The organism is Reyranella sp., assembly GCF_052439685.1.
Classification (GTDB): Bacteria; Pseudomonadota; Alphaproteobacteria; order Reyranellales; family Reyranellaceae; genus Reyranella.
Genome location: NZ_JBQVQG010000055.1, coordinates 1 through 10856, shown reverse-complemented (window position 1 = coordinate 10856; position 10856 = coordinate 1). Strand labels below are relative to the sequence as shown.

General features: G+C 65.9%; 10 protein-coding genes. 6 read left to right on the top strand and 4 right to left on the bottom strand.

Features of this window, described 5'->3' with window-relative positions:
* Positions 1–584 (bottom strand): dienelactone hydrolase family protein (locus ACT6UX_RS29935; RefSeq protein WP_444778795.1); only part of this gene is annotated, 584 nt, incomplete at its 3' end.
* Between the two features lie 67 nt (positions 585–651).
* On the opposite strand from ACT6UX_RS29935, the gene ACT6UX_RS29930 reads away from it, so the two are divergent.
* The 5 genes from ACT6UX_RS29930 (at position 652) to ACT6UX_RS29910 (ending at position 5365) form a co-directional block, all read left to right on the top strand.
* Positions 652–1275, top strand: coding sequence for an FMN-binding negative transcriptional regulator (locus tag ACT6UX_RS29930; RefSeq protein WP_444778794.1), 624 nt, complete (start codon positions 652–654; stop codon positions 1273–1275).
* 139 nt (positions 1276–1414) lie between these two features.
* On the top strand, positions 1415–2341 hold the full coding sequence (locus tag ACT6UX_RS29925) for a tripartite tricarboxylate transporter substrate binding protein (RefSeq protein ID WP_444778796.1): 927 nt from the start codon (positions 1415–1417) through the stop codon (positions 2339–2341).
* Between the two features lie 42 nt (positions 2342–2383).
* A complete protein-coding gene (locus ACT6UX_RS29920) occupies positions 2384–3364 on the top strand; it encodes a tripartite tricarboxylate transporter substrate binding protein (protein ID WP_444778793.1) in 981 nt (326 codons plus the stop codon).
* A gap of 2 nt (positions 3365–3366) precedes the next feature.
* Entirely contained in the window at positions 3367–3852 is a 486-nt protein-coding gene (locus ACT6UX_RS29915) for a tripartite tricarboxylate transporter TctB family protein (protein ID WP_444778792.1), read from the top strand.
* 4 nt (positions 3853–3856) lie between these two features.
* Positions 3857–5365 (top strand): tripartite tricarboxylate transporter permease, encoded by a 1509-nt coding sequence (locus ACT6UX_RS29910; protein ID WP_444778791.1) that lies wholly within the window; start codon positions 3857–3859, stop codon positions 5363–5365.
* Here ACT6UX_RS29910 and ACT6UX_RS29905 read toward each other — a convergent pair whose 3' ends face one another.
* The gene (locus ACT6UX_RS29905; protein WP_444778790.1) at positions 5366–6736 is read right to left on the bottom strand and encodes an esterase-like activity of phytase family protein; all 1371 of its coding nucleotides are present in this window, start codon (positions 6734–6736) and stop codon (positions 5366–5368) included.
* 156 nt (positions 6737–6892) lie between these two features.
* Here ACT6UX_RS29905 and ACT6UX_RS29900 point away from each other — a divergent pair, with 156 nt between their 5' ends.
* Positions 6893–8827 (top strand): PhoX family protein, encoded by a 1935-nt coding sequence (locus ACT6UX_RS29900; RefSeq protein WP_444778789.1) that lies wholly within the window; start codon positions 6893–6895, stop codon positions 8825–8827.
* Positions 8828–8998: 171 nt separating this feature from the next.
* On the opposite strand, the gene ychF is transcribed toward ACT6UX_RS29900, so the two are convergent.
* On the bottom strand, positions 8999–10096 hold the full coding sequence (ychF, locus tag ACT6UX_RS29895) for a redox-regulated ATPase YchF (RefSeq protein WP_444778788.1): 1098 nt from the start codon (positions 10094–10096) through the stop codon (positions 8999–9001).
* Between the two features lie 3 nt (positions 10097–10099).
* The gene (gene pth, locus ACT6UX_RS29890; RefSeq protein WP_444778787.1) at positions 10100–10738 is read right to left on the bottom strand and encodes an aminoacyl-tRNA hydrolase; all 639 of its coding nucleotides are present in this window, start codon (positions 10736–10738) and stop codon (positions 10100–10102) included.
* Positions 10739–10856: the final 118 nt, after the last annotated feature.

Sequence of the window (10856 nt, the reverse complement as noted above, 5' to 3'; positions counted from 1 at the left end):
TGGAAGCCGTGATCGGCAGGATAGTCGAAGATCTCGACGGTGGGATGGAGCTGGCGCAGCTCGTTCACGTGCGCCATCGGGATGTGCATGTCCTTGTCGCCGAAATGCAGCTGCGTCGGCACGGTGGGCTTCTCGTCCTTGGCGCCATGGATGCCGCCGCCATAGTAGGCGGATACCGCGTCGGGCTTGAGACGCGTCGCGGCCAGCCAGCTGATCGTCCCGCCCCAGCAGTAGCCGGTCACGCCGACCTTCATCACGCCGCGCTTCTTCAGCTCGTCCATCGCCGCCTGAACGTCCTGCACGGCCTTGTCGGTGAAGCCCGGCGTCATGACGTAGCCGCGACCCTCGGCGATGGTGTCCGGAGTATAGCCGAGCTCGATGCCGGGCTTGATATGGTCGAAGAAGCACGGCGCGAGGGCCAGGTAGCCTTCGGCGGCAAACTTGTCGGTCACGGCCCGGATGTGGTGGTTGACGCCGAAAATCTCCTGGATGACCACGATGCCGCCCTTCGGCGTGCCCGACGGGGTGGCCAGGTAGGCGCCGATCTCGCCGGCGGCTGACTTAAGACGGATATCTTCGCCCATGAATATTCCTCCTTGTGTGGTCGGTATTGGACCATGGTAAGCCCGCGCCGTTCAAGGAATCCGCAGCATGTATCTTCCCAAGCATTTCGCAGGCGATGAATCGGTCGGCCGAGAGGTCATGAAAGCCCATAGCTGGGCTCTCCTGATGACAACCGACGAAACTGGCGCGCCGTTCGCCACCCACCTGTCGCTGCTCTGGCAGGACGACGGCAGCGAGCATGGTTCGCTGATCGGCCATCTGGCGCGCGCCAATCCGCACTGGAAGCTGTTCGAGCGGCCGGCGGAATCGCTCGCCCTGTTCTGGGGGCCGCACGCTTATGTCTCGCCGACCTGGTACACGCCGGGCCCCAAGGTGCCGACCTGGAACTATGTCACCGTCCATGCCTATGGCCGGCCGCAGGTCGTCGAGGACACGCAGGGCGCGCTCGACGTGCTGACGAAACTGTCGACGGCCTACGAGGGCGCGGACCCGTCATCGTGGAACCTCGACCGCCTGCCGCCGGGCAATGCCGAGGCGCAGACCAGAGGCATCGTCGCCTTCCGCATGCCGCTCGCGCGGCTGCAGACCAAGATCAAGCTCAGCCAGAATCGCGACCTCGAGGACCGGCAGCGCGTGATCGACAAGCTGGCGGACAGCGACAACCAGGATGCGCAGGCAACGGCCGGTTGGATGAAGCGCGTCCTGCCGTAACACAGGGTTGCAATCTCTTTACATCGACGGGACCATCGGCCACCTTCCTGACCAATAAAAGGGAGGAAATAAAATGACGATCCGTCGTCGTGGTCTCGTGAAAGGCGGTCTGGGAACCGTGATCGCCGCCGGCGTCGGCATGCCGCTGTATCTGCCGGCCGCCCGCGCCCAGGCCTATCCCAGCAAGCCGATCACCTTCATTGTCCCGTGGCCCGCCGGCGGATCGAGCGACATCACGCTCCGCGCCATGTGCGAGCGTGCCGGCAAGGTGCTGGGCCAGCCCTTCCAGATCGACAACAAGGGCGGCGCCTCCGGCACGCTGGGGCCGGCCACGATGGCCGCCACGGCGCGGCCCGATGGCTACACGCTCTCTCAGCTTCCGATCTCGGTGTTCCGTCTGCCGGTCATGCAGAAGACTGCATTCGATCCGTTGAAAGACTTCACCTACGTCGCGCATCTCAGCGGCTACACGTTCGGCGTCACGACGGCGGCGGACCAGCCCTACAAGACCTTCAAGGACGTGATCGAATACGCCAAGGCCAATCCCGGCAAGGTGACCTACGGCACGCCGGGCGCCGGCACGTCGCTGCACATCGGTATGGAGCGCATCGCAGCCCAGGCCGGCATCAAGTGGACGATGGTGCCATTCAAGGGCGGCGCGGAAACCAACGCCGCCGTACTCGGCAAGCATACGACCCTGCAGGCCGATTCGACGGGCTGGAAGCCGCTGGTCGACGCCGGCCAGCTCCGTCTGCTCTGCGTGTGGACCGAGAAGCGCACCAAGAACTGGCCCGACGTGCCGACCCTGAAGGATCTCGGCTTCGACATGGTGTTCGACTCGCCGTTCGGCATGGGCGGCCCGAAGGGCATGGACCCGGCCGTGGTCAAGAAGCTCGACGAGGCCTTCAAGGTCGCACTCGAGGACAAGGACGTCATCGCGACCTTGGAAAAGTACGACATGTCGCCTCGCTACATGCCCGCCGCGGCCTACGACAAGTTCGCCCGCCAGCTCTATGCCGAAGAGAAGGCGGCGCTGGAGAAGCTCGGACTGGCCGCAAAGAGCTAGTCCGCCCGAAGCGCGGGGAAGAAAAGAATAAGGGAGGAGTTCATGCGTCGTCGTTCGTTCATTGCGGCGTCGGGTGCGGTCGCGTCCGCAGCCCTCGCACCCACGTTCGTGCATGCCCAGGGGGCCAAGGATTTTCCCAGCAAACCGATCACCTTGATCATGCCGTGGCCGGCCGGCAGCGGTGTCGATGTGTGGCACCGCGCTCTGGCCGATGCCGCTGCCAAGACCCTCGGCCAGCCGGTGGTGATCGACAACCGCACCGGCGGTTCGGGAACCAGCGGCCCGGCCAGCATGGCGGCGACCGCCAAGCCCGACGGCTACACGATCGCGCAGATGCCGGTGACGATCTTCCGCCTGCCGCACATGCAGAAGACGCCCTACGATCCGATGAAAGACTTCACCTGGGTCCTCCACACCTCTGCCTACACGTTCGGTGTGGTGGTGCGGGCCGATTCGCCGCTGAAAACCTTTCAGGACGTCATCGCCTTCGCCAAGGCCAACCCGGGCAAGTTCACTTACGCGACACCGGGCGCCGGCAGCTCGCTGCATGTCGGCATGGAGCAGATCGCCCTCAAGGCCGGTGTGAAGTTCACCCATGTGCCCTTCAAGGGCGGACCCGAAGGCTGGGCGGCGCTCGAGGGCGGCCACGTCATGGCCGATGCCGACGCAACCGGCTGGGCGCCGCTGGTCGATGCCGGCAAGTTCCGGCTGCTCTGCATCTGGACGCAGGAGCGCAGCCCGCGCTGGCCCGATGCGCCGACGTTGAAGGAGCTGGGCTACAACCTCACTCTCGACTCGCCGTTCGGGCTTGCCGGTCCGAAGGGTATGGATCCGGCCGTGGTGAAGAAGCTGCACGACGCCTTCAAGGCTGCCCTCGACGATCCCAAGGTGGTCGAACTGATGGCCAAGTACGACTATCCCAAGCGCTACATGAACACGGCGGATTATGCCAAGTTCGCCAAGCAGCAATATGACGAGCAGCGCGAGGTCGTGGACCAGCTCGGGCTCGCCAAGAAGAGCTGAGCATGCTGCGTCGCGCCGAATTCTGGGGCGGCCTTTTCTGGCTGGGTGTCGGCGTATTCGTCACCTGGCAGGGCTGGCTGCTCGAACTGGGGACCCTGCATGAGCCGGGGTCGGGCTTCGTCTTCTTCTGGCTCGGTCTCTTCATGTCGGCTCTGTCGCTGTCGATCACCGTCGCCGGTGTGCGCGGCGAGGGGCCGCTGCTGGCGGATCTCTGGCGCGGGGCGCGGTGGCGCAACGTCGTGATGGTGATCGCCGCCCTGATCGTCTTTGGTGTCCTGTTCCAGAAGCTGGGCTTCGTGCTCTGCAGCCTGGCGCTGCTGCTCTTCCTGATGACCGTCGTCGATCCGGTGGCACCCAGGCTCTCGATCCCGATCGCTTTGGGAGCCTCGGTCGGCGTCTGGTATGTCCTGGAAAAGGTCCTGCTGGTGCAGCTTCCCAAGGGAAGCTGGCTCGAGGACGTTCCTTACCTCTCCTGGCTGGCGGGCTGACGCGATGGACGTGCTTTCCGGTCTCGCCCAGGGATTCGCGGTCGCCTTCGACCCGGTCAATCTCCTCTACTGCTTCATCGGCGTGTTCATCGGCACCCTGGTCGGCGTGCTGCCGGGCATCGGCCCGATCTCGGCCATGTCGCTGCTGCTGCCGGTCACGCTCTCGGGCTCGCCGGAGTCCGGCATCATCATGATGGCCGGCATCTACTACGGCTCGATGTATGGCGGCTCGACGACTGCGGTGCTGGTGAACATCCCGGGCGAAGCAGCGTCTGTGGTCACCTGCATCGACGGCCACGAGATGGCCAAGCGCGGCCGTGCCGGCCCGGCGCTCGGCATCTCCGCGCTGGGATCGTTTGTCGCCGGCACCTTTGCGATCGTCGCCCTGATGCTCGTGGCGCCGCTGCTGGCCCAGGTCGCTGTGGCCTTCGGCCCGCCAGAGTATTTCAGCCTGATGGTTCTCGGCCTCACCATCCTGTCCTTCCTGACGCAGGGCTCGATGGCAAAGGCGCTGCTGATGGCGGCGGTCGGCGTCGTGGTGGGCCTGATCGGCCTGGATCAGATCAACGCCATGCCGCGCCTCACCTTCGACCGCCTCGAACTGGTCGACGGCATCGGGCTCGTGCCGGTGGTGATGGGCCTGTTCGGCGTGGCCGAGATCCTGGCGAACATCGAGCAGCAGATTCGCCGCGACATCGTGCAATCGCGGATCGGCAGCCTGTGGCCCTCGCGCGAGGACCTGAAGGCGAGCGCCGGCCCCATCGGCCGCGGCACGCTGCTCGGCTTCCTGTTGGGCGTGCTGCCGGGCGGCGGCGCGGTGATCGCCTCCTTCGCGTCCTATGCGATGGAGAAGAAGCTGTCGCGCACGCCAGAGCGGTTCGGGAAGGGCGCCATCGAGGGTGTCGCGGGGCCCGAGGCCGCGAACAACGCGGCGGCCGGCGGCGCCTTCATTCCGCTCATGACGCTCGGCATTCCGCCCAACGTCATCATGGCGCTGCTGCTGGGGGCCTTCGTCATCCACGGGCTGCAGCCCGGACCGCTGATGATGAGCCAGAATCCCAAGGTCTTCTGGGGCATCGTCGCCAGCATGTATGTCGGCAACATCATGCTGCTGGTGCTCAACATGCCGTTGATCGGCATGTGGGTGCAGGTGCTGAAGGCGCCCTACAGGATTCTGTTCCCGCTGATCCTGATGTTCTGCATCGTCGGCGTCTTCGCCTCGGGCAACGCCGTGTTCGACGTGTTCGTCATGATCGGCACAGGCCTGCTGGGCTATCTCATGCGCAAGTTCGGCTACGAGGCGGCCCCGCTGGTGCTGGCCTTCGTGCTCGGGCCGATGCTCGAGAACAACCTGCGCAAGTCGCTGATCCTGAGCCAGGGGTCGTTCGAGATCTTCGTCGCGCGGCCGATCTCGGTCGCCTGCCTCGCGCTCGCGGCCTTCCTGCTGATCGCGCCACTCCTTCCCGCGCTTCGCAAGAAGCGCGAGAAGGTGGCGCTCGACGTGACCGAGTAGCTACTTCGCCTTCAGGAGGTCGGTGACCTTCAGGAGGATCAGCTCGTTGTCGTCGGACTTGCCCAGCGCGCGGCCCGACGAGAAGGGCAGGTTGTTGTCGTTGCCGACGATGATGTGGTCGGCGTCGACCCGGTCGACATTCTCGATGGTGAAGAACGGGAAGGTGAGCTTGCCGTCCTTGGCGCCGACGCGCGCGACCTTGTTCGGGTCCTGGATGTCCATCAGGTCGATATAGCCGACCTTCTTCACGAAGCCGTCGGCATCGGCCTGGGAGAGGTCGATCTTGTAGATGCGCTTGAACTTCGCCGGCACGTTGAAGCAGTCGGTTTTCACGGCGCCGTCCTTGCAGGCCTGGGCCATGTCGCCCTCGGTGTCGTCGCGCTCGATGATGAGGCCGCTGCTGGCGTCGATCATGTTGAAGTCGCCGATGGCGTTGGCCGGCGCCTCGAGCGTGTACTTGAAGCTCTTGCCCGTATACTCGCCCTTGGCCACGTCGAATTCGAGGATGCGCAGGAAGCGCTTGCCGTCCCTGGCCTCTGGTTCGCCGGATTCGGTCAGCAGCGGGCCTTCGAGCAGCGGATAGAGGAACTTGCCGTCGGGCGACTGGGCCATGCCCTCGAAGCCCTTGCTGCGCCGGACCTGGAATTTCACCGCGCCGGGCGTGGCCGGCGTCGTGATCGCGGGATGGTCGGGCGAGCGCACGAGCTTGCCGTCGACCTTGGTCTCGAAGATCTGAAGAACCTTGCCGCTCTTGTCGGTCTTGATCAGGTACGGGCCGAACTCTTCGCCGAAATACAGGAAGTCGCCGATCGGCTGCACCGATTCGAGATCGAAGTCGCCACCGGTCAGATAACGCTTCGGCGTGTTCTCGTTGACGATGCGGAACGGCACCTTGCGGTCGGGATCGTGCAGGAAGCCGGTCGACACGCGCTCCACCGTGCCGGCCTTCCAGTCCGGCTTGACGATGTGGAACATCAGCATGGCGTCGGGCGAGTTCGCCTTGCTGCCGAAACCGTTGTCGCTGATCGTCAGATAGGAGCCGTCCGGCAGCTTGCGAATGCCCGAGAAGCCCTGGACCGGCTGGCCCTTGAACGGGAGGCTGATCCCGGTCGGGCGCGGTGCCGCCTTGTCCGACAGCGCCGACATGCCGGGCACGCTCTCCGGCGCATCGACCCGCTGGCCGGCGGGGCCTGCATAACGACCGGAGATCTGCAGATCCTGCGGCGCGTCGGCGGGAGCGGGCACGAGGGTCATGGCCGGCAGGATCGCGTGGCCTTCCAGCGTGGCCGGGAACTTGGTCTGGGCGGAGGCGGGGAAGGCCGCGAGCAGAAGCGCGGTCGCGGAGGCCGCAAACAACAGATGTGTTTTCATGTTCGTCTCTTCATGAGGTGTGACGTCTGCCTGCTACAGGCTTCGCGCTACGGTTTGCTGACGCTGCCTTGTGGACGGCGATGGCGGTCGCGCAAGATCGCAACGGAAACGTCACTATTGCCCGCTACGCCAGACGTGCGTTTCCAGGAGTTCAAGATGGCCGCCGCACAGGATGACGACGACACCGATCCCGACGATATCGGCGTGAATGCCAGCACCGAGCCGTCGATCGGCGAACTGATCGAGCGGCGCCTCAGCCGGCGCGACGCGTTGCGCGGCCTGGCAGGCGCCGGCCTCGCGGCCTCGCTCGCAGGCCCGTTCGCCATCACGGACGCGCAGGCCCAGGTGAACGGTCCCTCCTCGCTCACCTTCAAGGAACTCGCCCATACGCTCGACGGCACGCAGCATGTCGCCGAAGGCTACGAGATGCAGGTGCTGATCCGCTGGGGCGATCCGATCATCGGCGGCGCCACGGGCTTCGAGCCCGCCACCCTCACGGCGGCCGAACAGGAGCAGCGGTTCGGCTACAACAACGACTATCTCGGCCTCTATCCGTTGCCGGCCGGCAGCCGCAGCGGCGACCGCTTCCTGATGGTCGCCAACCACGAATATACGAATCCCAATCTGATGTTCGCGGGCCTGGGCAGCGGCCGCAATGCAGCGCTCAAGGCGACGAAGGATCAGGTCGCGGTCGAGATGGCGTCGGTCGGCGGCGCAGTCATCGAGATCGCCCGCGACGGCGCGGGATGGAAGGTCGTGCCCGACAGCAAGTTTGCGCGCCGCCTCACCGCCACGACACCGATGGAGATTTCAGGTCCCGCCGCCGGCAACGACCGGCTGAAGACCTCGGCCGATCCCGCGGGAACGCGCGTGCTGGGCACCTTCGGCAACTGCGCCGGCGGCAGCACGCCCTGGGGCACCTGGCTGACCTGCGAGGAGAATTTCCACTTCTATTTCGACGGCGACGCGGCGCGGCTGGCCGATACCGAACTCGGCAAGCGTTATGGCGTGGCCCGCGCGACCAACGCCTGGGCCCAGCATGTCGAGCGCTTCAACGTCGACAAGGAGCCGAACGAGCCCAACCGCTTCGGCTGGGTGGTCGAGATCGATCCCTATGAGCCCAACTCGCCGCCGGTGAAGCGCACGGCGTTGGGCCGCTTCAAGCATGAGGGTTGCACCTATGCGCTGGCCAAGGATGGCCGGGTGGTGCTGTACACCGGCGACGACGAGCGGTTCGAGTATGTCTATCGCTTCGTCACCTCGAAGCCGTGGAATCCGACCGATCGCGCGGCCAACAAGAACCTGCTCGACGAGGGCACGCTTTCCGTCGCGCGCTTCAATGCCGACGGCAAGGTCGAATGGTTGCCGCTGGTGCAGGGGCAGGGCCCGCTGACGGCGGCGAATGGTTTTGCGACCCAGGGCGACGTGCTGGTGAAGACCCGCCTCGCCGCCGACCTCCTGAAGCCGACGCCGATGGACCGGCCGGAGGACATCGAGACCAATCCGGTCAACGGGCGGGTCTATGTCGTGCTGACCAACAATGGCCTGCGCAAGCCCGACCAGGTCGACAGGGCCAATCCGCGCGCGCCCAACGATCATGGCCACATTCTCGAGATCGGACCGAAGGACGGCGATCATGCGGCGGCGGAAGGCACCTGGTCGATCTTCCTGCTGGCCGGCAAGCCCGGCCAGGATGCCGGCGCGCGTTATCATCGCGCGACTTCGGAGAATGGCTGGCTGAGCTGCCCCGACAACATCGCCTTCGACAGCAAGGGCCGCATCTGGATCGCGACCGACGGCGGCCCTTCGGCTGCGGGCATAGCCGATGGAGTCTATGCCGCCGACACGGTGGGCTTCGGCCGGGCGCTGACGCGCTGCTTCTATCAGGCGCCGACCGGTGCCGAAGTCTGCGGGCCGATCTTCGCGCCGGACGACGGCACCTTGTTTCTCGCCATCCAGCATCCCGGTGAGGACCGGAACTCGACCTTCGAGAAGCCCTCGACGCGCTGGCCCGACTTCAAGGCCGGCATGCCACCGCGGCCGTCGGTGATCGCCATCACGAAGAAGGGCGGGGGCGTTATCGGATCTTAGGCCGAGCGACGCTCGGCCCGGGGAGCGTCAGGACATTGCGTAGCAATGTCCGGGAGCGCCGCAGGAAGATCGGACACTCGCTTTCTTGTCTGTTCTGCGCGGTGCGAGCTCTCGCGCTTGATGACAAGCGCTGCCGCTCGCCGGTTCAATGTTTAGCGCGCCATAGGCGCGTTAAACATTGAACCTGAAGTGAAACACGTCGCCGTCCTTGACGGCGTATTCCTTGCCTTCGAGCCGGAGCTTGCCGGCATCGCGGGCACCGGCCTCGCCATTCAGGGTGACGTAGTCGTCGAAGGCGATGGTCTCGGCGCGGATGAAGCCCTTCTCGAAATCCGTATGGATCACGCCGGCGGCTTGCGGCGCCGTGGCCTCGCGGCGCACCGTCCAGGCGCGGGCTTCCTTCGGACCGACCGTGAAGAAGGTCACGAGGTCGAGCAGCACGTAGCCCGCGCGCACGACGCGGGCGAGGCCGGTCTCCTCGAGGCCGAGCGAAGAGAGGTAGTCGGCCTGATCCTCGGCCGGCAGCTGCGCCACCTCGGCTTCGATGGCGGCCGAGATCACGACTGACGGCATGCCGCGCGACTTGGCGAAGGCCTCGGCCTTGGCGCTGTGCTCGTTGCCGGTCGCAGCCGAGCTTTCCTCGACGTTGAGCACGTACATCATCGGCTTGGCAGTGATGAGCTGGAGCCGGGCGAACACCGCGCGCTCGTCGTCCGTGAGCTTGGCCTCGCGGGCCGGCTTGCCGTCGCGCAACGCGTCGAGCGCCTTCTTCACGACCGGTGCCTCGGCCGCGGCCTCCTTGTCGCCGCCCTTGGCCTTCTTCTCGAGGTTGGGCAGGCGCTTCTCGAGGCTGTCCATGTCGGCCAGCATCAGCTCGGTCTCGACGATTTCGGCGTCGCTCACCGGATCGACCTTGCCGCTCACATGCGTGACGTCGCCGTCTTCGAAGCAGCGCAGCACATGGGCGATCGCATCGACCTCGCGGATGTTGCCGAGGAACTGGTTACCCAGTCCCTCGCCGCGCGACGCGCCTTTCACCAGGCCGGCGATGTCGACGAACTCGAGCTGGGTGTTGATGATCTTGCCCGAACCCGCGATCGCCGCGAGCTTCTCGAGCCGCGGATCGGGCACGGCGACACGGCCGACATTGGGCTCGATGGTGCAGAACGGATAATTGGCCGCCTGCGCCGCCTGGGTGGCGGTCAGCGCGTTGAACAGGGTCGACTTGCCGACATTGGGAAGGCCGACGATTCCGCAATTGAAACCCATGATCTACTCTTTGCTGCCCAGGCCCTTGATGTCGAGGCGGGCCGGAAGGTCGGGAGGCGGCGCGAGATGCGCCACCCGGCTCATGTATTTCTCGTCGGCCTTGGCGCCACCTTCGACCAGCAGCGCCGCTTCCTCGGCCAGCGCGTGCAGGACCTTGGGCAGCCAGCCGTCCTTCGGATCGCGCTCGTCGCGCTCGAAGTCGCGCAGCACCCAATGCAGCACCAGGTCCTTATGGCCCGGATGGCCGATGCCGATGCGGACGCGGCGATAGTCCTTGCCGACATGGGCGTCGATGTCGCGCAGGCCGTTATGCCCACCGGCGCCGCCGCCCTTCTTCATGCGCACCCGTCCGGGCGCAATGTCGAGTTCGTCGTGGAAGACGACCAGCCGGTCGAGCGGCACCTTGAGGAAGCGCACCGCCTCGCCCACGGCCTTGCTCGATTCGTTCATGAACGTCATGGGTTTCAGGGCGATGACACGCTCGCCGCCGAGATGGCCTTCGGCCACCTCGCCGTTGAAGCGCGCACGCCACGGGGAGAAGACACGGCGGCGGACGATCTCGTCCACCGCCATGAATCCCACATTGTGCCGGTGCCCCGCATAGCGCGGCCCGGGATTGCCGAGCCCGACCAGCAGAAGCATCGACGAAGCGGAGCCTTCGCCCGCTCGTTACTTCTTCGCCGGGGCGGGGGCAGCCTTGCCGCCCGCCGCAGCGCCCGCCGCCGGAGCTGCGCCTGCCGCCGGTGCAGCGCCGTCGGCC

What these genes read in the sequence shown, in the direction of transcription:
- ychF (WP_444778788.1), bottom strand. Translation starts at nt 10,096, where the DNA reads ATGGGTTTCAATTGCGGAATCGTCGGCCTTCCCAATGTCGGCAAGTCG.
- ACT6UX_RS29915 (WP_444778792.1), top strand. Translation starts at nt 3,367, where the DNA reads ATGCTGCGTCGCGCCGAATTCTGGGGCGGCCTTTTCTGGCTGGGTGTC.
- ACT6UX_RS29900 (WP_444778789.1), top strand. Translation starts at nt 6,893, where the DNA reads ATGGCCGCCGCACAGGATGACGACGACACCGATCCCGACGATATCGGC.
- pth (WP_444778787.1), bottom strand. Translation starts at nt 10,738, where the DNA reads ATGCTTCTGCTGGTCGGGCTCGGCAATCCCGGGCCGCGCTATGCGGGG.
- ACT6UX_RS29920 (WP_444778793.1), top strand. Translation starts at nt 2,384, where the DNA reads ATGCGTCGTCGTTCGTTCATTGCGGCGTCGGGTGCGGTCGCGTCCGCA.
- ACT6UX_RS29930 (WP_444778794.1), top strand. Translation starts at nt 652, where the DNA reads ATGTATCTTCCCAAGCATTTCGCAGGCGATGAATCGGTCGGCCGAGAG.
- ACT6UX_RS29905 (WP_444778790.1), bottom strand. Translation starts at nt 6,736, where the DNA reads ATGAAAACACATCTGTTGTTTGCGGCCTCCGCGACCGCGCTTCTGCTC.
- ACT6UX_RS29925 (WP_444778796.1), top strand. Translation starts at nt 1,415, where the DNA reads ATGCCGCTGTATCTGCCGGCCGCCCGCGCCCAGGCCTATCCCAGCAAG.
- ACT6UX_RS29910 (WP_444778791.1), top strand. Translation starts at nt 3,857, where the DNA reads ATGGACGTGCTTTCCGGTCTCGCCCAGGGATTCGCGGTCGCCTTCGAC.